Annotated in this window: 18 protein-coding genes; 9 read left to right on the plus strand and 9 right to left on the minus strand. The window is 66.9% G+C overall.

Annotated features, from left to right (window positions below; all coding sequences use genetic code 11):
• Positions 1–87 precede the first annotated feature (87 nt).
• The gene (gene hrpB, locus FGK63_RS01430) at positions 88–2,532 is read left to right on the plus strand and encodes an ATP-dependent helicase HrpB (RefSeq protein WP_138839818.1); all 2,445 of its coding nucleotides are present in this window, start codon (positions 88–90) and stop codon (positions 2,530–2,532) included.
• A 46-nt stretch (positions 2,533–2,578) separates the two neighbouring features.
• Here the strand turns inward: hrpB and FGK63_RS01435 are convergent, their stop codons facing one another.
• Positions 2,579–4,189, minus strand: a complete 1,611-nt coding sequence (locus FGK63_RS01435; RefSeq protein ID WP_138839819.1) for a GMC family oxidoreductase — start codon at positions 4,187–4,189, stop codon at positions 2,579–2,581.
• 275 nt (positions 4,190–4,464) lie between these two features.
• On the opposite strand from FGK63_RS01435, the gene FGK63_RS01440 reads away from it, so the two are divergent.
• Both FGK63_RS01440 and FGK63_RS01445 read left to right on the plus strand, forming a co-directional pair.
• On the plus strand, positions 4,465–4,923 hold the full coding sequence (locus FGK63_RS01440) for an NUDIX hydrolase (RefSeq protein WP_138839820.1): 459 nt from the start codon (positions 4,465–4,467) through the stop codon (positions 4,921–4,923).
• 91 nt (positions 4,924–5,014) lie between these two features.
• The gene (locus tag FGK63_RS01445) at positions 5,015–6,493 is read left to right on the plus strand and encodes an inorganic phosphate transporter (protein WP_138840424.1); all 1,479 of its coding nucleotides are present in this window, start codon (positions 5,015–5,017) and stop codon (positions 6,491–6,493) included.
• Between the two features lie 105 nt (positions 6,494–6,598).
• On the opposite strand, the gene FGK63_RS01450 is transcribed toward FGK63_RS01445, so the two are convergent.
• From FGK63_RS01450 to FGK63_RS01465, 4 genes are all read right to left on the minus strand, one after another.
• A complete protein-coding gene (locus FGK63_RS01450; protein ID WP_138839821.1) occupies positions 6,599–7,351 on the minus strand; it encodes a hypothetical protein in 753 nt (250 codons plus the stop codon).
• 342 nt (positions 7,352–7,693) lie between these two features.
• Positions 7,694–8,620 (minus strand): ornithine carbamoyltransferase, encoded by a 927-nt coding sequence (gene argF, locus FGK63_RS01455; RefSeq protein ID WP_138839822.1) that lies wholly within the window; start codon positions 8,618–8,620, stop codon positions 7,694–7,696.
• A gap of 76 nt (positions 8,621–8,696) precedes the next feature.
• Positions 8,697–9,884, minus strand: coding sequence for an aspartate aminotransferase family protein (locus FGK63_RS01460; RefSeq protein ID WP_138839823.1), 1,188 nt, complete (start codon positions 9,882–9,884; stop codon positions 8,697–8,699).
• 253 nt (positions 9,885–10,137) lie between these two features.
• The gene (locus FGK63_RS01465; protein ID WP_138839824.1) at positions 10,138–10,395 is read right to left on the minus strand and encodes a zinc ribbon domain-containing protein; all 258 of its coding nucleotides are present in this window, start codon (positions 10,393–10,395) and stop codon (positions 10,138–10,140) included.
• 77 nt (positions 10,396–10,472) lie between these two features.
• On the opposite strand from FGK63_RS01465, the gene FGK63_RS01470 reads away from it, so the two are divergent.
• The 3 genes from FGK63_RS01470 (at position 10,473) to FGK63_RS01480 (ending at position 13,152) form a co-directional block, all read left to right on the plus strand.
• Positions 10,473–10,838 (plus strand): MerR family transcriptional regulator, encoded by a 366-nt coding sequence (locus FGK63_RS01470; protein WP_138839825.1) that lies wholly within the window; start codon positions 10,473–10,475, stop codon positions 10,836–10,838.
• 51 nt (positions 10,839–10,889) lie between these two features.
• The gene (locus FGK63_RS01475) at positions 10,890–11,780 is read left to right on the plus strand and encodes a DMT family transporter (RefSeq protein WP_138839826.1); all 891 of its coding nucleotides are present in this window, start codon (positions 10,890–10,892) and stop codon (positions 11,778–11,780) included.
• A 130-nt stretch (positions 11,781–11,910) separates the two neighbouring features.
• Entirely contained in the window at positions 11,911–13,152 is a 1,242-nt protein-coding gene (locus tag FGK63_RS01480; protein WP_138839827.1) for an MFS transporter, read from the plus strand.
• On the opposite strand, the gene FGK63_RS01485 is transcribed toward FGK63_RS01480, so the two are convergent.
• A complete protein-coding gene (locus FGK63_RS01485) occupies positions 13,149–13,952 on the minus strand; it encodes an ABC transporter permease (protein ID WP_138839828.1) in 804 nt (267 codons plus the stop codon). The genes FGK63_RS01480 and FGK63_RS01485 overlap by 4 nt on opposite strands.
• A 130-nt stretch (positions 13,953–14,082) precedes the next feature.
• Between FGK63_RS01485 and FGK63_RS01490 the strand changes: the two genes are divergently transcribed.
• Both FGK63_RS01490 and FGK63_RS01495 read left to right on the plus strand, forming a co-directional pair.
• The gene (locus FGK63_RS01490) at positions 14,083–14,661 is read left to right on the plus strand and encodes a GcrA family cell cycle regulator (RefSeq protein ID WP_138839829.1); all 579 of its coding nucleotides are present in this window, start codon (positions 14,083–14,085) and stop codon (positions 14,659–14,661) included.
• A gap of 355 nt (positions 14,662–15,016) precedes the next feature.
• Positions 15,017–15,691, plus strand: coding sequence for a J domain-containing protein (locus tag FGK63_RS01495; RefSeq protein ID WP_138839830.1), 675 nt, complete (start codon positions 15,017–15,019; stop codon positions 15,689–15,691).
• A gap of 21 nt (positions 15,692–15,712) precedes the next feature.
• Here the strand turns inward: FGK63_RS01495 and FGK63_RS01500 are convergent, their stop codons facing one another.
• Positions 15,713–16,231, minus strand: coding sequence for a YHS domain-containing (seleno)protein (locus FGK63_RS01500; protein ID WP_138839831.1), 519 nt, complete (start codon positions 16,229–16,231; stop codon positions 15,713–15,715).
• Between the two features lie 248 nt (positions 16,232–16,479).
• On the opposite strand from FGK63_RS01500, the gene yghU reads away from it, so the two are divergent.
• Positions 16,480–17,358 carry a glutathione-dependent disulfide-bond oxidoreductase gene (gene yghU, locus FGK63_RS01505; protein WP_138839832.1) on the plus strand — a complete coding sequence of 293 codons (879 nt, stop codon included), beginning with the start codon at positions 16,480–16,482 and terminating at the stop codon, positions 17,356–17,358.
• 50 nt (positions 17,359–17,408) lie between these two features.
• Here yghU and FGK63_RS01510 read toward each other — a convergent pair whose 3' ends face one another.
• Together FGK63_RS01510 and FGK63_RS01515 are read right to left on the minus strand one after the other, a co-directional pair.
• Positions 17,409–18,197, minus strand: a complete 789-nt coding sequence (locus tag FGK63_RS01510; RefSeq protein ID WP_138839833.1) for an SseB family protein — start codon at positions 18,195–18,197, stop codon at positions 17,409–17,411.
• A complete protein-coding gene (locus FGK63_RS01515) occupies positions 18,190–18,777 on the minus strand; it encodes a uracil-DNA glycosylase family protein (RefSeq protein ID WP_246043888.1) in 588 nt (195 codons plus the stop codon). The genes FGK63_RS01510 and FGK63_RS01515 overlap by 8 nt, the downstream gene beginning before the upstream one ends.
• Positions 18,778–18,829: the final 52 nt, after the last annotated feature.

The following is an 18,829-nucleotide window of genomic DNA, read 5'->3' on the forward strand; positions in this document are numbered from 1 at the left end:
GAGGGTGGCGGGATTTGCCGCAGGCCCCGCGGCCGGCGCGCTCTGGCGGTGCTGGACGTTGGCTGCGGCTTTGGCGATAAGGCCGGGATGGAGAGACTGCCGATAGATGACGCGCTGCCCGAGCTGATCGCCGCCCTGAAGGCGCGCGGACGGGCGGTGCTGCAGGCGCCGCCCGGCGCGGGCAAGACCACGCGGGTGCCGCTGGCGATGCGCGACGCCGGGCTGACGGCGGGCCGGATCGTCATGCTGGAGCCGCGTCGGCTGGCGGCGCGGGCAGCCGCCGAGCGGATGGCCGAGACGCTGGGCGAGCGCGCGGGGAACACCGTGGGCTACCGGGTGCGCGGCGAGGCCAAGGTTTCCAGGGCGACCCGGATCGAGGTGGTGACCGAGGGGATCCTGACGCGGATGCTGCAATCCGAGCCGGACCTGCCGGGCGTGGGCGCGGTGATCTTCGACGAGTTCCACGAACGCTCGTTGAATGCCGACCTGGGGCTGGCGCTGGCGCTGGAGGTGGCGGGGGCGCTGCGCGAGGATCTGATGCTGCTGGCGATGTCCGCGACGCTGGACGCCGACCCGGTCGCCCGGCTGATGGACGCGCCCTTGGTAAGCTCGGAAGGGCGGAGTTTTCCGGTCGAGACGCGCTGGCTGGACCGGCCGCTGGGCGCGCAGGCGCGGCGGCTGGATGGGCTGGTCGATCTGGTGGTGCAGGCCGAACGCGAGACGCGCGGGATGGGCGGCGGGATGCTGGTGTTCCTGCCGGGCGAAGGCGAGATCCGGCGGGCCGAGGCGGCGCTGGCGGGGCGGCTGCCCGGGGATTGCGCGCTGCGGCCGCTGTTCGGGGCGATGCCCTTCGCCGCCCAGCGCGCGGCGATCGCGCCGGTCGAGAGCGGCCGCAAGGTGGTGCTGGCCACGTCGATCGCCGAGACCTCGCTGACCATTCCTGACATCCGGGTGGTGGTGGACATGGGGTTGGCGCGGCGGGCGCGGTTCGATCCGGGCGCCGGCATGTCGCGGCTGGTGACCGAACGGGTGACGCGGGCCGAGGCCACGCAGCGCGCGGGCCGCGCGGGGCGCGTGGCCGAAGGGGTATGCTATCGCCTGTGGTCGAAGGGCGAGGAAGGCGCGCTGGCGGCGTTTCCGCCCGCCGAGATCGAAGCGGCTGACCTGACCGGCCTGGCGCTGGAACTGGCGCTGTGGGGGGCTGAACCCGGCGACCTCGCCTTTCTGACGCAGCCGCCCGAGGGGGCGATGGCCGAGGCGCGCGCGCTGCTGGGGATGCTGGGGGCGCTGGACGACAAGGGGCGGATCACCGGACACGGGCGGGCGCTGGCGGCGCTGCCGCTGCATCCGCGGCTTGGGCACATGCTGGTGACCGCGGGGGCGGAGGCGGCCCCGTTGGCGGCGCTGATGGCCGAACGCGATCCGCTCAAGGGCGCGCCGGTTGACCTGGCGCTGCGGCTCGAGGCGTTGCGGGACGTGCGGGCGTTTCAGCGCAACCGGCCCTGGCAGGTGAACATGGGCGTGGTGGACCGCATCCGGGCCGAGACCAAGCGGTTGCGGTCGCAGGCCGGGCGCGGTGGCGGCCAAAGCCCGGCGGCGATGGCGGCGCTGGCCTATCCCGACCGGATCGGGCAGCGGCGCAAGGGCGACGAGCCGCGCTTTGTCCTGTCCGGCGGCAAGGGGGCGATTCTGGAAGGCGGCGATCCGCTGGTCGGCGCGCCCTACCTGGTGGCGGTCGATACCGACGGCAACCTGCGCGAGGCGAAGCTGCGGCTGGCGGTGCAGATCTCGGAACGCGAGATCCGCGAGCTGTTCGGCGATCAGATCGCCTGGGTTGACAGCTGCGCGTGGTCGAAACGCGAGCGGCGGGTGGTGGCGCGCAGGCAGGAACGGTTCGGGGCGGTCACGCTGGGCGACCGGATCTGGAAAGAGGTGCCCGACGAGGAGGTTGCCCGGGCGATGCTGGACGGGGTGCGCGATCTGGGCCTGCGGCTGGAGGGCGCGGCGGCGCGGCTGGCGGCGCGGGTCGAACTGGTGCGGGCCGGGGGCGCGGACCTGCCGGATTTCTCGATCGAGGGGCTGATGGCGTCGCTGGAGGACTGGTTGCTGCCGATGCTGTCGGGGGTCAAAAGCGCGGAGGACTGGAAACGGTTCGACCTGCTGCCCGCGCTGAAGGCGCGGCTGAGCTGGGAGCAGGCGCAGGAACTGGACCGGCGGGCGCCGGGGTCGTTCACGACGCCGCTGGGGCGTAAGATCCCCATCGACTACGGCGGCGAGGCGCCCGAGATCTCGGTGCGGCTGCAGGAGTTGTTCGGCGTGACGCGGCATCCGGTGGTCGGCGGGCAGCCGCTGAAGATCACGCTGCTGTCGCCCGCCCAGCGCCCGATCCAGATCACCCGCGACCTGCCGGGGTTCTGGGCCGGCTCCTATGCGGACGTGCGCAAGGACATGCGCGCGCAGTACCCGAAACACCCCTGGCCCGAGGATCCCACGCAGGCCGACCCGACGCTGCGGGCCAAGCGGAGGGGGTGAAGGGGCGCTGCCCCATTACGCCGTGCACTCGGCCCCCGGCGCGATTTTAGCCGGACGAAGACCGGATCATGCCGGCGGCTTTTTCGGCGATCATGATGACCGGCGAGGCGGTGTTGCCCGACACGATTTTCGGCATGATCGAGGCGTCGATGACGCGCAGGCCGGATAGGCCGTGGACCTTGAGGTCGGGCGAAACCACCGCCATCGGGTCGGAGCCCATCTTGCAGGTGCCGACGGGGTGGAAGATGGTGGTTGCGATGTTGCCGGCCTCGTGCAGCAGGTCGGCGTCGGAGTGGATGGAGTGGCCGGGCAGGTATTCCTGCGGCGCGTAGGGTTGCAGGGCGCGGGCGGTCATGATGGTGCGGGCCTGCCGGATCGAGGCGACCGCGACCTGCTTGTCGCGCTCGGCACTGAGATAGTTGAGCCGGATGTCGGGCTGCAGGTCGGCCTCGTTCCGGGTGATGTGGCAGTCGCCCACACTTTCCGGGCGCAGGTTGCAGACCGAGACGGTGATGGCCGGGAACGGGTGCAGAGGGTCGCCCAGGCGGTCGGTCGAAAGCGGCTGGACGTGGTATTCCAGGTCCGGTGTCGCCAGCGCGGGGTCGGATCTGGTGAACATGCCGAACTGGCTGGGCGCCATCGACAGCGGCCCCGAGCGGGTGAGCGCGTATTTCAGCGCGATGCCCAGGCGGCCGGTCAGGGAGTTGGCCTTTTCGTTCAGGGTTTCGGCGCCCGAGACCTTGAAGACGGTGCGGATCTGCAGGTGGTCCTGGAGGTTCTCGCCCACGCCCGGCAGCTCGTGGTCGGGCGTGATGCCGAGGGCCGACAAGCGGTCGGGCTGGCCGATGCCGGAAAGCTCGAGCAGCTTGGGCGAGTTGATGGCGCCGGCGGCCAGCAGCACCTCGGCGCGGGCGGAAACGCGCATGGCCCGGCCCTTGTGGCGGAAGGCGACGCCGGTCACGCGCTTGCCGTCGAGGATCAGCCGGTCGGTGATGGCGTGGGTCAGAACCCGCAGGTTGGGGCGTTTCATCGCCGGGCGCAGGAACGCCTTGGTGGTGTTCCAGCGCACGCCGTTCTTCTGGTTGACCTCGAAGAAGCCCGAGCCTTCGTTGCTGCCGGTGTTGAAATCCGCGGTGGGCAGGTAGCCGAATTCCTTGGCCGCTTCCTGAAAGGCGCGCAGGATGTCCCAGCTGAGGCGCTGGGTGGTGACCTTCCATTCGCCCCCTGCCCCGTGCAGATCGGTTTCGCCGCCGTGGTGATCCTCGGATTTGCGGAACCAGGGCAGCACGTCGTCCCAGCCCCAGCCGGTATTGCCCATCTGCCGCCAGCCGTCATAGTCGGCGGCCTGACCGCGCATGTAGATCATGCCGTTGATCGACGTGCAGCCACCCAGCACCTTGCCGCGCGGATAGACGAGGCTGCGGCCGTTCAGCCCCGGTTCGGAGGCGGTCTTCATCATCCAGTCGACGCGCGGATTGCCGATGCAGTAGAGGTAGCCCACCGGGATCTGCACCCAGTGGTAGCGGTCGTTTCCGCCGGCTTCCAGCAGCAGGACGCGCGTGCCGGGGGTCTCGCTGAGGCGGTTGGCCAGCACGCATCCGGCGGTGCCGCCGCCGACGATGACGTAGTCGTAGTCGCCGTCCAGTGTTTCGGTCATGTGGCCCTCCCTCGCCCGCCAGCTTGCCGATTGGCGCGGCGGTTGCAATGGGGTCGCGCGCCGGTTCGTCCGATCCCGGGCCCGCATCGAGCGGCGGGAAGGTTCCGTCGGCGGGTTTTGGCACCTGCCGGTGGCCATCGGGCGCAGCCGGTGCTTGCATTCCCCTGGGTAAATCCCATATTGACCGTCTGGCGCCGGGCCAGTTGAAGTCCCGGCGAATTTCCGTAAGATACCGGCAAAACAAAAGAAACTGCAGGCAAGATAGTCGAGCATCCGTGAACGACGCGATACGAACAGCTTGGGAAGAAGTGGTTCGGCCACTGATCCTGCGCCCGAAACGGGTGCAGGTCGCCGCGCTGTGCCTGCGGCAGGCGGCGGAAGAGAACGAGGTGCTGCTGATCACCAGCCGCGGCCGGGGCCGGTGGATCGTGCCCAAGGGCTGGCCGATCGACGGGCTGGACGGCCCGGAAAGCGCCCTGCGCGAGGCCTGGGAAGAGGCCGGCGTCAGGAAGGGCGACGTCAGCAGGCAGCCGGTCGGCCAGTACAGCTATGAAAAGTTCTTCAACGACGGCTCGGCCCAGACGATCGTCACCAACGTGTACCGCGTGCAGGTCACCAAGCTGGAGAAGAAATACCCCGAAGCCAAGCAGCGCAAACGCCGCTGGGTCAGCGCCGGAGAGGCGGCCAACCTGGTCTCGGAACCGGAACTGAAGGAAATTCTGCGCGGATTCTGACGGAATCGAGCGCATTTCGTGACAAATCTCTTGTTTCCGGGGCCCCGGGGCCGTAGTCGCAGGTGCGACTGATCACATGGCCCAAGAGACGATGTCCGACACCGAAACCCAAACCCGATGGAAAGCCCTAGACAAGGATCTCAAGCGGATCTCGCGCGTTGAACAGGCGAATGCCTACGTGGCCCGCCCGATGGTCGCGCCGGGGATCGCGCTGGCCTTCATCGTGGTCGCCGGGGTGGTGGCGTCGGTGTTCTTCGGCGGCGTCAACGGCAACCTCGTCGTGATCGCCGCGGCCGCGTTCGGCGCCTACATGGCGATCAACATCGGGGCCAATGACGTCGCCAACAACATGGGGCCGGCGGTGGGCGCCAATGCGCTGACCATGGGCGGCGCCATCGCCATCGCCGCCATCGCGGAAAGCGCCGGGGCGCTGCTGGCCGGGGGCGACGTGGTTTCGACCATCTCGAAGGGGATCATCGATCCGACTTCGGTGCAGGACAGCCAGGTGTTCATCTGGGCGATGATGGCGGCGCTGATCTCGTCGGCGCTGTGGGTGAACCTGGCGACCTGGGTGGGCGCGCCGGTGTCGACCACCCATTCGGTCGTCGGCGGCGTCATGGGCGCCGGCATCGCCGCGGCGGGTATGAGCGCGGTGAGCTGGGGCACGATGGGCACGATCGCCGCCAGCTGGGTGATCTCGCCGGTGCTGGGCGGGGTGATCGCCGCCGCCTTCCTTGCGCTGATCAAGGCCAAGATCCAGTACCAGGACGACAAGATCGCGGCGGCGCGCCGCTGGGTGCCGATCCTGGTGGCGGTGATGGCGGGCACCTTCGCCACCTACCTGGCGATCAAGGGCCTGAAGCGCATCGTCAAGATCGACCTGGAGATGGCGCTGCTGATCGGCCTGGTCACCAGCGTCGCCTCCTGGGCCGTCACGGTGCCGCTGGTGCGGCGCAAATCCGAGGGAATGGAGAACCGGACCAAGTCGGTCAAGACGCTGTTCGGCCTGCCGCTGGTGATTTCCGCGGGCCTGCTGAGTTTCGCCCATGGCGCCAACGACGTGGCCAATGCCGTCGGCCCGCTGGCCGCCATCGTGCACGCGACCGAGTTCGGCGGCTTTGCCGACAAGGTGTCGATCCCGAGCTGGGTCATGGTCATCGGGGCCTTCGGCATCTCGTTCGGGCTGTTCCTGTTCGGCCCCAAGCTGATCCGCATGGTCGGCAGCCAGATCACCAAGCTGAACCCGATGCGGGCCTATTGCGTGGCGCTGTCGGCGGCGATCACCGTGATCGTGGCAAGCTGGCTGGGCCTGCCGGTCAGTTCGACCCACATCGCCGTCGGCGGCGTGTTCGGCGTGGGATTCTTCCGGGAATGGCATTCCGAGCGGCGGCGGCGGAACTCGAACAACAAGCGCCCGCCCGAGATGCGCATGGCGCGCGAGGAGCGGCAGCGCCGCAAGCTGGTCCGCCGGTCGCATTTCCTGACCATCGTCGCCGCCTGGGTCATCACCGTCCCTGCCGCGGCGGTGATGTCGGCGCTGATCTTCCTGCTGCTGAACGCCTTCGTCTGAGGGCGGCGGCCGGTTTGACGTAGGGCCGGTGGTGTTTTCAAGACCCTGCTTCAAGCTCCGAGGCGGCAGAAGGTGCTATTTTGGGAGCGGGCGCTGTCCCTACGCCTAGTCCCACCTCGGCAGATTGATCGACCCGGCTGTAACTTCTTTGGTCACATCCGCTGTTCTCAGAATTCGTATAACGTCCTGAGCAAAGATCGGAAACCTGTCAATGGGTATCGGCGTATGTTCGGGGCCACCGCCGATGAATTGTAAGTTTGCCCAGATCTGACCGTATCCAACTTTGATCATGCAGTTCATGGATTCAGCCGGGTGGCGATCAAGTTCCTTTGAGCAATCGATGAAATGCGGCGGATACTCCGTATCATTCTCGTTTTTCTCTGAAACGAACATGAAAAACTTTCGCCCCACGAAGGTGTCGTCACCTGGACTGATGTATTGACGGATCTCGTAGGTCACGTTGCCAAACTGCCGATATCCAACATGCTTGCTGTGTGTCAGATGAAATTCTTCATTCTTTTCCCAAGTTGCCAACCCGTTAACCACCAAGCCAACCATCGCCGTCTCGTGCTGCAGGTCATCGACGCGCCGTGGGTTGTAGAAGAACCGCATGACCCGTTGGCCGTTGATTTTGGGCGACAAATACGCACGGCATACCCGGAAGTAGTAGGGTCCGACCTGCGCTATGGATCCGTTTCGATAGGGGCCGGCATCGGTGTGCAGTTTCGTGAACTCCCCAACACACCACGGTTGGCTATGGTAGGCAGGAAGCGCGGGACGATAAGGGTCCGGGCCGGCATATGCCGCTGTAGCGTAGAGCAATGCAACCCAAAATAGATTTATCTTGATACGAATCATTTATCGCGATCATTTTCAAGTATCGTTTTGAGAGGATTGCGCATACCCAATCAGATATCAATCGCGCAGATCTTTTCCGAAGCCAGCCAGTCGAATGTGTAAACCTGGTCCGATTTGGCCACCGCCCAAATCTCAGTTGAGCGGCCTTGTTTTTTGCACGGCTATCTAAGATATGCACGGCAACTCCGGGTGATCAGAGCTGCGCTGCAAACCCAAACCTGCGCACGGACAAACCGTGACATCTCGGTCCAAAACGAACAATGATGCGCCCGGAAGCGTCGTTTGGACAAAAAGGATTTCAGTATTGAGCGGCGGCGCGCCCCCCGCCGCCAATCGTTGGGCTCAGACGCCGAGGCACCAGCGCATGATGGCCTTCTGCGCGTGCAGGCGGTTTTCGGCCTCGTCGAAGATGACCGAGTTGGGGCCGTCCATCACCTCGGAGGTCGCCTCTTCCTCGCGATGCGCGGGCAGGCAGTGCATGAACAGCGCGTCCGGCTTGGCGTGGGCCATCAGTTCCGCGTTGACCTGATAGGGGCGCAGCAGGTTGTGGCGGCGCTCCTTGGCGGATTGCGCGTCATGCATCGACACCCAGGTGTCGGCGACCACCAGGTCCGCGCCCTCGACCGCCTTGTAGGGGTCGCGCTCGACGGTGATCTTCGAACCCTTCTGGCGGGCGAAGCCCATGAATTCCTCTTCGGGGTCGAACTGGGCGGGGCCGGTGAACGTGAAGTCGAAGCCGAATTGCCCCGCGGCGTGCAGGAAGGAGGCGCAGACATTGTTGCCGTCGCCGGTCCAGACCACCTTCTTGCCCTTGATCGGGCCGCGGTGTTCCTCGTAGGTCAGCACGTCCGCCATGATCTGGCAGGGATGCGTGCGGTCGGTCAGGCCGTTGATCACCGGCACGTCGGCATATTCGGCCATCTCGGTCAGGATGGTCTCGTCGAAGGTGCGGATCATGATCATGTCCACGTAGCGCGACAGAACGCGGGCGGTGTCGGCGATGGTTTCGCCATGGCCAAGCTGCATGTCCTTGCCCGAGAGCACCATCGTCTCGCCGCCCATCTGGCGCACGCCCACGTCGAAGGAGACGCGGGTGCGGGTCGAGGGTTTCTCGAAGATCAGCGCCACCATCCGGCCGGCCAGCGCCTGGTCGTCGTCGGGCGCGGCCTTGGGGCGGCCCTGGCGGGCCTGTTTCATGGCGCCGGCCTGGTCGATCATGGAGCGCAGCGCGGCGGCGTCGGTCTTGTGGAGGTCGAGAAAATGGTTCATTTCGGTTCGCTTTTGGCTGATCGGCGGGTGGGGGCCAGCCCCCAACACCCCCGGAGTATTTGGAAAAAGATGAAGGTCAGGCGGTCGCGAGCTGTTTCTCGACCTGCGTGGCGGCCTTGTCGAGGCGGATGAGGGCCTCGGCGATGTCGTCCTCGGTCAGGGTCAGCGGCGGCAGCAGGCGGATCACGTTGTCGGCGGCCGGTACGGTGATGACGAGGTTGTCATAGCCCGCGCCGACCACATCGGTGTTGGTCGCCTTGCACTTGAGCCCGAGCATGAGGCCCATGCCGCGCACCTCTTCGAAGACCTCGGGGTGATCGGCCACCAGCCCTTCGAGTTTCTGGCGCAACAGGCCCGCCTTGCGGCTGACGCCCTCGAGAAAGGCGGGCGTCGCGACCTGTTCCATCACCGCGCAGCCGACGGCGCAGCCCAGAGGGTTGCCGCCATAGGTGGAGCCGTGGGTGCCGGCGGTCATGCCCGAAGCGGCGTTTTCGGTGGCCAGCACCGCGCCCAGTGGGAAGCCGCCGCCGATGCCCTTGGCCACCATCATGATGTCGGGGGTGATGCCCGCCCATTCGTGGGCAAAGAGCCGGCCGGTGCGGCCGACGCCGCACTGCACCTCGTCCAGGATCAGCAGCAGGCCGTTCTCGTCGCAGATGCGGCGCAGCGTCTTCATGTCCGCGTCGGGCACGGGGCGGATGCCGCCCTCGCCCTGCACCGGCTCGATCAGGATGGCGGCGGTCCTGTCGGTGATGGCCGTGGTGACGGCGTCGAGATCGCCGAATTTCACGTGCACGAAACCGGGCAGCAGCGGGCCGAAGCCCTTGGTCATCTTTTCCGACCCGGCGGCGGCGATGCCGGCCGAGGAGCGCCCGTGGAACGAGCCGTCGAAGGTGATGATCTCGACCCGCTCGGGCTGGCCCTTGTCGTGGAAATGCTTTCGCGCCATCTTGACCGCCAGTTCGCAGGCCTCGGTGCCGGAATTGGTGAAGAACACCGTGTCGGCGAAGGTGTGTTCGACCAGCATGTCGGCCAGCGCCTGCTGCTGCGGGATCTGGTAGAGGTTCGAGACATGCCAGAGCGCATGCGCCTGTTCGGTCAGGGCGTTGACCAGGGCGGGATGCGCGTGGCCCAGCGCGTTCACCGCGATGCCAGCGCCCAGGTCCAGGAAACGTCGCCCGTCCGCCTCGGTCAGCCAGGCGCCTTCGCCCTTGACGAAGCTGAGGGGCGCGCGGTTGTAGGTCGGCAGAACGGACGGGATCATCGGATCATCCTTTTCATCTGGTTTGAACCCAAGTGAGTGATACACCGGAGCAGGGTTCGTCAACTGGTTTGGTTAGGAGTGTGCGCATTTGGGCGATGCGCAAGGATCAAACGGCCGGTTACGCGGCGATGCGTCGGCGTCGGAGAAAGGTGATTTCGCCATGTTTGATCATGGGCGCTGCATAGCGCCTTTCGGTCGGGCTGAAAAGACGGGAAATGCAGGGCGGGGAATTATCGCCGCCGGCCGGTCGATGTCATCCTTCGCGCCAGCGGTCGAGCCGGCCCATGCCGCGGGTGAAGGCCCAGGCCAGGATGCGCGGCATCCCGTTGGCGGCCAGCGCATCCTGGCAATAGGCCTGGAACTCTTCCAGCGTCGCGCCGGGGTGGCGGAAGGCGCCGTTCTCGTAGCAAATCGAGCAGTAGCGGCTGCTGCGGGTACCGTCGACCTCGCTGCCGCCGCCCTCGGGATCCTTGCTGAGCGGCATGCCGCAGCTTTGGCACTTGGGTCCCATCGTCTTTCCCCTTGCAGATGATGCGCGCCCTCAATAGGATCAAAACAGTGGAGTTTAGTCAACGGTTTTGTTGAGATATGCGTATCGGAGAACTGGCCCGGCGCAGCGGCCTGAGCCGTGACACGCTGCGATTTTATGAACGGCAGGGGCTGATCCGTTCGACCCCGGGGCCTGACGCCACCAACAGCTATCGGGACTATCCCGAAGACGCGCTGATCACGCTGGAGCAGATCGCCGACGCGCAGGCGGCGGGGATTTCCATTGCCGATCTGACGGTATTGCTGGGCCAGTTGCAGGCCGCCGATCCCGACACCTTCGACGGCGAAGCCTTTTTGCAGGACCGGATCGACGAGGTCGAGGCGCGGATCGCCCGCGCCGAACGCTTTCTGGAGGGTCTGAAACGCGCGAAGGCCGCGCTTGCCGCGCCGCCGGTCCGGCGCTGAGCGCGGTTTTTGCCGCTTGTCTTTTCCCGCCCGCTGGCGCACCGGTGGCGCATGTTCGTACCCAAGGCCCAGAATCCGGCGCTGGCGGCGCTGCTCATCTTTTCCGCGACCGCGTTCATCGCGGCCACGACGCTGCTGGCCAAGGCGCTGGGCACCGGCGCGCTGGGTCCGGCGCTGCATCCGATGCAGATCAGCCACGGGCGGTTCCTGTTCGCATTTGTCGCGATCGTCTCGGCCGTGGGCCTGCTGCGGCCGCGGCTGCGGCGCCCGTATTGGCGGCTGCATCTGGGCCGCACAAGCTTTGGCTGGGCGGGCGTGACGCTGATGTTCGCATCGGTCGCGCATATCCCGATGGCCGATGCGACGGCGATCTCGTTCCTCAACCCCGTCTTCGCGATGGTCCTGGCGATTCCGCTGCTGGGCGAACGCATCGGGCCGTGGCGGTGGTTTGCGGCGGCGGTGGCGCTGACGGGGGCGCTGGTGCTGCTGCGCCCCACGCCGGCGAGCTTTCAGCCCGCGGCGCTGCTGGCGCTGGCGGCGGCGGTCGTGATCGGGATGGAGCTGATCTTCATCAAGAAGCTGTCGGGCCGCGAGGCGCCGATCCAGATCCTGCTGGTGAACAACGCTATGGGGCTGACCATCGCGAGCATTGCGGCGCTGGCGGTCTGGCAGCCGCCGACGACGGTGCAATGGGCGGCGCTGGCCGGGATCGGGCTGCTGATGGCCTGCGCGCAGGCCTGTTTCGTCAACGGAATGGCGCGTGCCGATGCCTCGTTCGTGGCGCCGATCAGCTATGCGACGCTGATCTTCGCGGCGCTCTACGATCTGGCCGTCTTCGACGTGGTACCGGACATGGTCACGCTGACCGGTTCCGCGATCATCCTGGGCGGCGCGGTGATTCTGGTCTGGCGCGAGGGGCGGGTCCGGGTGGCCGCGCCCTGACCGCCCTCCCCTTTGGGGGGAGCAAAAAACACGCCAAAAACGTCTGACTGCGACGCAAATGTCGCATTTGCCCATGACGCGCGGCGCGCGGCGGGCATGTTGGGCCCTAGTTGGTTAGAGAGATTGCCGGATGCACGAGCGCCGAATTCCCGAATGGGTCCGTCATGCCCCTGCCCCCTCGGTGCGGGATTTCGGGATTCTTGCCGGGCTCGAAGCGGTGGTGCGCGGCATCCTGATCTCGGTCTTTCCGCTGATCATGTACCGGGCGCTGGGCGACGCGGCGACGGTGTCCTTCTTGTATTTCCTGATCGGGATCGTTTCGCTGGTGGCGGGGCTGATGATGCCGTTCGTCATCCGCTACATCCCGCGCCGCTGGGCCTATACCGGCGGGTGCCTGCTGTTCATCGCCGGCGCGGGGCTGGCGATCCTGGGCAGCCCCGAGGCGGTGGTGGCGGCGCTGGCCTGCAACACCGTGGCGGCGGTGGTCACCTTCATCTGCTTCAACGCCTATGTCCTGGATTACATCGACCGGATCGAGCTTGGCCGCTGCGAAACCAGCCGGATGTTCTACAGCGCGCTCGGCTGGACGGCGGGGCCGATGGCGGGCGTGCTGCTGATGGAGGTCTGGGCCCCAGCCCCCTTCGTGATCAGCGCGGTGGCGGCCGCGGTGATGCTGGCGGTGTTCTGGGTGCTGCGGCTGGGCAACGGCAAGCTGATCACCAAGGCGCGTGGCCCGGCGAAGAACCCGCTGGCCTTCCTGCCGCGTTTCTTCGCGCAGCCGAGGCTGGTGGCCGGGTACCTGTTCGCCATGATCCGGTCCTGCGGCTGGTGGATCTATATCGTCTACCTGCCGATCTTCGCCATCCAGAACGGATTGGGCGATCAGTTGGGCGGCATCCTTCTGTCCTTCACCAACGGGATGCTGTTCACCTCGCCGCTGATCCTGCGCTGGGTGCAGGGGCGGTCACTGCGGGCGGCGGTGCGCACCGGCTTTGCCGTTGGGGCCGTCTGCTTCCTGACCGCGGGCATCCTGGCGGGTTGGCCGGTGGTGGCGGTGGCGGCGCTGGTCCTCGGCTCCATCTGGCTGATCCTGCTGGACATCTGCGCCGGGCTGCCGTTCCTGATGGCGGTGAAGCCGTCCGAGCGGACCGAGATGTCGGCGATCTATTCCAGCTACCGCGACGTCTCGGGCATCCTGACGCCGGGGGTTGCGTCGCTGGTGCTGCTGGCGACGCCGGTGGCGGGGATCTTTGTGGCAGGCGGCCTGGCGCTGATCGGCGCATGGCTGATCGCCGCGCGGCTGCATCCGCGGCTCGGGCGCCCGCGGGAGCCGTGGCAGCCGGGTTCGCTGGCCGAACCGGACGTGATCTAGGCCTTGAGCCGGTAGCCGGTCCGCAGCATCTGCCAGGTGACGGCGCAGACCAGCAGCGTCGCGCCGGTGCAGACCGCCAGACCCAGCCAGGGAGAGCTGTCCGACACTCCGATCATGCCGAAGCGCAGACCGTCGATCAGGTAGAACACCGGGTTGGCATGGGTCAGCCGGTTCAGCAGCGGCGGCAGCGCGTCCACCGAGTAGAACGTGCCCGACAGGAAGGCGAGCGGGGTCACGATGAAATTGGTGATCGCCGCCATCTGGTCGAACTTGTTGGCGAAGATCCCGGCGAACAGGCCCAGCGCCCCCATGAAGGCCCCGCCGAGCACGACGAAGGCGAGCGACAGCAGCAGGTTCTGCGGCACCAGCCCCAGCAGCAGCGCCATCGCGAGGCCGACCGACAGCGCGATCAGCGCACCGCGCGCCACCCCGCCCGCCAGGTAGCCCAGCAGAATCTCGAGCGGCGACAGCGGCGGCATCAGGGTGTCCACGATGTTGCCCTGCACCTTGGCGATGACCATCGAGGAGGAGGTGTTGGCGAAGGCGTTCTGGATCACCGTCATCATCATGATGCCGGGCGCCAGGAAGGTCAGGAACGGCACGCCCATCACGTCCGGCCGGCCCGGCCCGACCGCGATGTTGAAGATCAGCAGGAACAGCCCGGCGGTGACCAGCGGCGCCAGCAGAGTCTGCGTCCACACGACCAGGAACCGCAGCACCTCGCGCTGCGCCAGCGTGTAAAGACCCATCCAGTTGAATCGGCCGAACCCGCGCTCGCCCCGGTCCGTGAGATTCTGCATGTTCCCGCCCCCGTCTGATTCGAAGATGCCTTGTAACTCGGCCCGCAGTGATTAGAATAGGGCGTCGAGACGAATTCCGAAGGCGGCCGCGATAATGGGGGCCGCTTTCCCGCTTTTTGAAAGGCTACCCATGTCCTGGACTGACGAGCGCGTTGAACTGCTCAAGAAAATGTGGGGCGAAGGCCAGTCGGCCAGCCAGATCGCCAAGGAACTGGGCGGCGTGACCCGCAACGCCGTGATCGGCAAGGTGCACCGCCTGGGCCTGTCGAACCGCACCTCGGGCAGCGCGCCCGCCAAGGCGGAGGTCAAGGAGAAACCCGCGCCCGCCGCTCCCAAGGCCGAGGCCAAGCCCAAACCCGCGCCCAAGACCGAACCGGCCCGCCCGGCCGCGGCGCCCGCCGCCGAAGCCAAGCCTGCCGCGCCTGCGCGCCGCCAGATCATTCCGGCCGGCCAGCCGCTGCCGCCGCAGCCCTCGGCCAACGAGATCAGCCCCGAGGCGCTGGCCAAGGTCAACGAGGTCGAGAAAAAGGCCAAGAAGCTGACGCTGATGGAGCTGACCGAGCGCACCTGCAAATGGCCGGTGGGCGATCCGGCAACCGAGGATTTCTGGTTCTGCGGCCTGCCGGTGGAACAGGGCAAGCCCTATTGCGAGGCGCATGTGGGCGTCGCGTTCCAGCCGATGAGCGCCCGCCGCGACCGCCGCCGCTGAGGCCGCGCCGATACCCGGACAAAGACCCGCGCCGCAAGGTGCGGGTTTTTTTGTTGCGCGGTCCACTGTGGCGACCGGTTCGCCGCGTTCCGCAGGGGCAACCACGCCGGCGGGCACGGCGAAATTTCGCGTTTCTGGTCAACAACTTCCGACAGATTCGGGTAACGCGGTCCGGCCTGGCTGTGGCGGGTTCGGAAACCTTTGGAACATCGCGGTTAATTCATACCCAATCGCGGCCAATCGCGTTCTGAAATCGCGATTGTCTCCGTTGCGCGCCCAAAGAAACGGATGAATTTGACAGCGGCACGGCATTGACGCGAGGGTGAACCTTACTACGGTTGAAGAGTTTTTGAGTATGGGTCCGATTGACAAAGTCAGGGCGCGCACGGCGGCCCTCGAGGAGTTGGGTGTCGATGTCGACGCCGGCCCCGATGAAATCCGCGAAGCCTGGAGACGCGTCGCATTTCAGGCGCATCCCGATCACTCGGGCGGGGACAACGAGGATTTCGCCCGCGCCAAGGCCGCCTATGACGTGCTTCGCAAGGAAGGTCTGGCGGGTTCGGCGCACTGCGCCAGGAACGTCCCGCCAAAACCCCGCCGGCCGAAAATCGAAGTGCGGGTCATCGAGTTTTCAGTCGAGGAAATGGCCACCTGTCAGGCCCTTCTGGATGCCAACGTCGTCAGCTTGGACAACCTGTCCTTCGTCGATGCCGACGGGCTGAAGGAAAAGCCTGCCCAGCCCGCCGCGCGGGATGGCGCGCCGAAGGATCATGTGGCGATTGCCGTCCGCTGCCACGGGCGTCACCTGACATATATCGTCGCGTCCACCGCCGAGGCGGGCATCAACCGCGTGGCGCTGCCCGCCTCGGTGCTGGAACACGCCCGCCGGGCCAAGCCGAAGATCGTCGTGTTCCGCTGCCCCAAGGCCGGTACGGGCGAGGTTACGCTTCCGGCGACGATCCAGTCGCAGATGTTTCCGGGCGCAAGGCAGGTCTCGATCCGTTTCCAGTCGGGCGTCGGCCAATCCTGATCCTGCCGGGGCGGACGGCGATCAGTTGCTCACCGGCGCATCGGAGGTGAAGTTCGGAATCACGTTGGTCGAGGCATCGGCGGATTCGATCCCCGGCCAGTTGCCCTCGGCAATGTTGATGTTTCCGGGGATGTCCTCTTCCCAGAACCCGACGACATTGGTGGTGATGTTGAGATAGAGCTTGTCATCGACGATCCGCCAGAGGTTCGGGTTGCCGGGTACCTTGCCGCCCTTGGACACGCCGTAGGCGCAGTGGCCGTCATATTGGGGCGCGTAAAAGGCGGGGTTTTCCAGGAACTTGTCGCGGTTCTCTTCGGTCGCAAAGGCCCAGGTGGCGCCGTTGTAGTCGGCGGTGATGTCAGCGCGGCCCTTGACGCCTTCGGGCTGCGGCGCGCCGACGGCGGCCTGATCGAGACCGCGATAGGCGACCACGTCGTAGCCGGAGACGGCAAAGCCGGTGCCGTCGACATATTGCGGGCCGGCATGGGCGGGAAGGGCAAAGGCCGCGGCGGCGGCGATGGCAAGGGCGAAACGCTTCATGTCTGTGGTCCTTTTCGTTCGACTCGTTCGGGGCACCGGCGCGGACCGGTCCGGAGGCGAGAATATGGATTTCCGACCGCAATCGCAGGGGGCCTCGCGCCGATGTGAGAGCGGTTGGGGCATTCGTGAAGCGGCGCCGGGAAATGTTACGACGCGGCTCTTGCCCACGGGGTTGGACTCTGGCCTATTCGGCATTAGCTGAGAACGGAACGGGCGCACCGGGCCCGAAACTACGAGAAAGGCGCGCAATGAGCGACAACTCCACATACTCCCCGCCCAAGGTCTGGACCTGGGACGGCACCAGCGGCGGCCGGTTCGCCAGCATCAACCGTCCGGTCGCAGGCGCCACGCATGACCGGGAACTGCCGGTCGGCAAGCATCCGCTGCAGCTTTATTCGCTGGCCACGCCCAACGGGGTGAAGGTGACGGTGATGCTGGAAGAGCTTCTGGCGCTGGGACATGCGGGGGCCGAATACGATGCCTGGCTGATCAGCATCACCGACGGCGAGCAGTTCGGTTCGGGCTTTGTCGAGATCAACCCGAACTCCAAGATCCCGGCGCTGATGGACCGGTCCGGCAAGGAGCCGGTGCGCGTCTTCGAAAGCGCCTCGATCCTGTTCCATCTGGCCGAGAAATTCGGGGAATTCCTGCCCAAGGAAGGTCCGGCGCGGACCGAGGTGATGAACTGGGTGTTCTGGCAGATGGGCAGCGCGCCCTACCTGGGCGGCGGGTTCGGACATTTCTACGCCTATGCGCCGGAGAAGTGGGAATACCCGATCAACCGCTTCTCGATGGAGGCGAAGCGGCAGTTGGACGTGCTGGACCGGGAACTGGCGGACAAGACCTATATCGCGGGCGAGGACTACTCGATCGCCGACATCGCGATCTGGCCCTGGTACGGGCAGCTGGTGCTGGGACGTTTGTATGACGCCGGCGAGTTCCTGGACGTGACCAGCTACAAGAACGTGCTGCGCTGGGCCGAGATGATCGACGCCCGTCCGGCGGTCAGCCGGGGGCGGATGGTCAACCGCGCGTCCGGCGAGCCGCGCTTCCAGCTGCGCGAGCGTCACGACGCCAGCGACTTCGACACCCGCACGCAGGACAAGCTGGACGCCGCCGCGGAATGATCCGAGGAACGATTGGAGGGGCCGGGTCGCCTGGGCGCGCCCGGCCCTTGCTATTTCAGGATCGGCGGGCGGTCCGGGTCTGAGCCGGGCGCGGGCCGTACGGCGCGCTGCTCGGACCGCTGCGGCAGGTCGAACCTGAGACCCGCCTTGGCCAGATGCGCCGTCACCGGATCGTCGGGCGCAAAGAAACCCACATCCATCGCCCCCGCCTCGATGCCCGAGAAGGTCAGCGCCTCGGACGCGGCCTTGGCCAGCGCGCCCTGCGCTTCGGTCACTGCCCCGACGAAGCCCAGCATGTGGCCGCGCGCGCCGCCCGCGTCCACGGTGCCCACCAGAAACGCCGTCTGCGCCAGCCCCGCCGTCGTCGCCAGCTTGGCGTCGAGCGCGGCGATCAGGTTTTCCGGCAGCCCCTTGGGCGCGTGAAACTCGGCGATCCGCGTCTGCACCTCGTCCGGGACGTGGCTGAGCGTGTCGCTGAGCCAGCCCATCGCTTCGGCCGGGATCAGGATCGATGAGGGCGCGACTTCGAGGTTCAATCCCAGCCCGATGCCCTGCCCTGCCAGCATCGCCGACAGCACCCGCCCGGAAAGCGCGGCATAGGGCGCGGGCCGGCCGGCGAAGCGGGCCAGACGGTCCTCGCGGTCGAAGGCCAGCACGAAACGCCCGTCGGCCACGTCGAACAGCTCGGGCGAGATGTTCTCATCCGCGGCTTCTTCGGTCAGCAGCAGGAACAGTTCGGCGTCGGCCAGCCGTTCGAAAAAGCGGAGCCGGGCCGCGTCATCCTGCGGCGCGGCTTCCATTGCCGCGTGGGCCGCATCCAGCGCCGTCGTGTCAGTCATTCAGCACCTCCTGCACCCGCGCGCGCAGGACCGGCAGCAACTCGGCCTCGAACCACGGGTTCTTCTTCAGCCATGCCGTATTGCGCCACGACGGATGTGGCAAGGCGAAGACCCGCGGCGCATGGTCCCGCCAGGAGCGGACGGTTTCGGTCACGGGGGTTTTGGCGGCGAGGTGGTATTTGTGCGCATGGCCGCCGACGAGGATGGTCAGGGGCACGTCCCCCAACTGGGCCATGACCCGGCCGTGCCAGGTGCGGCGGCAGACCGGCGGCGGCGGCAGGTCGGCGTTGCGGGCGTCGTAGCCGGGAAAGCAGAAGGCCATCGGCACCACGGCGACGAGGGACAGGTCATAGAAGATGTCCTCGCCGATCCCCAGCCAGTCTCGCAGCCGGTCGCCCGAGGGGTCGGTGAAGGGCCGGCCCGAGGCGTGGACCCGCGCGCCAGGCGCCTGCCCTGCTATCAGGATCCGCGCGCCGGGGCGGAACCAGACCACCGGGCGCGGTTCATGCGCCGTCGCGGTGGCGGCGAAACGCTGGGCGCAGAGGCGGCAGCCCCTGATCTCGTCAGCAAGCGCGGGCAAGGGCGCAATCCTTGGGCGGAAACCGGGTTGTGCGGGCCATGGCGGAAAGATA

It is taken from the genome of Ruegeria sediminis, from assembly GCF_005938215.1.
GTDB classification, from domain to species: Bacteria; Pseudomonadota; Alphaproteobacteria; order Rhodobacterales; family Rhodobacteraceae; genus Ruegeria; species Ruegeria sediminis.

Coding starts and splice junctions, on each gene's coding strand:
- hrpB (WP_138839818.1), top strand. CDS start 88: ATGGAGAGACTGCCGATAGATGACGCGCTGCCCGAGCTGATCGCCGCC.
- FGK63_RS01435 (WP_138839819.1), bottom strand. CDS start 4,189: ATGACCGAAACACTGGACGGCGACTACGACTACGTCATCGTCGGCGGC.
- FGK63_RS01445 (WP_138840424.1), top strand. CDS start 5,015: ATGTCCGACACCGAAACCCAAACCCGATGGAAAGCCCTAGACAAGGAT.
- FGK63_RS01450 (WP_138839821.1), bottom strand. CDS start 7,351: ATGATTCGTATCAAGATAAATCTATTTTGGGTTGCATTGCTCTACGCT.
- argF (WP_138839822.1), bottom strand. CDS start 8,620: ATGAACCATTTTCTCGACCTCCACAAGACCGACGCCGCCGCGCTGCGC.
- FGK63_RS01460 (WP_138839823.1), bottom strand. CDS start 9,884: ATGATCCCGTCCGTTCTGCCGACCTACAACCGCGCGCCCCTCAGCTTC.
- FGK63_RS01465 (WP_138839824.1), bottom strand. CDS start 10,395: ATGGGACCCAAGTGCCAAAGCTGCGGCATGCCGCTCAGCAAGGATCCC.
- FGK63_RS01470 (WP_138839825.1), top strand. CDS start 10,473: ATGCGTATCGGAGAACTGGCCCGGCGCAGCGGCCTGAGCCGTGACACG.
- FGK63_RS01475 (WP_138839826.1), top strand. CDS start 10,890: ATGTTCGTACCCAAGGCCCAGAATCCGGCGCTGGCGGCGCTGCTCATC.
- FGK63_RS01480 (WP_138839827.1), top strand. CDS start 11,911: ATGCACGAGCGCCGAATTCCCGAATGGGTCCGTCATGCCCCTGCCCCC.
- FGK63_RS01485 (WP_138839828.1), bottom strand. CDS start 13,952: ATGCAGAATCTCACGGACCGGGGCGAGCGCGGGTTCGGCCGATTCAAC.
- FGK63_RS01490 (WP_138839829.1), top strand. CDS start 14,083: ATGTCCTGGACTGACGAGCGCGTTGAACTGCTCAAGAAAATGTGGGGC.
- FGK63_RS01495 (WP_138839830.1), top strand. CDS start 15,017: ATGGGTCCGATTGACAAAGTCAGGGCGCGCACGGCGGCCCTCGAGGAG.
- FGK63_RS01500 (WP_138839831.1), bottom strand. CDS start 16,231: ATGAAGCGTTTCGCCCTTGCCATCGCCGCCGCCGCGGCCTTTGCCCTT.
- yghU (WP_138839832.1), top strand. CDS start 16,480: ATGAGCGACAACTCCACATACTCCCCGCCCAAGGTCTGGACCTGGGAC.
- FGK63_RS01510 (WP_138839833.1), bottom strand. CDS start 18,197: ATGACTGACACGACGGCGCTGGATGCGGCCCACGCGGCAATGGAAGCC.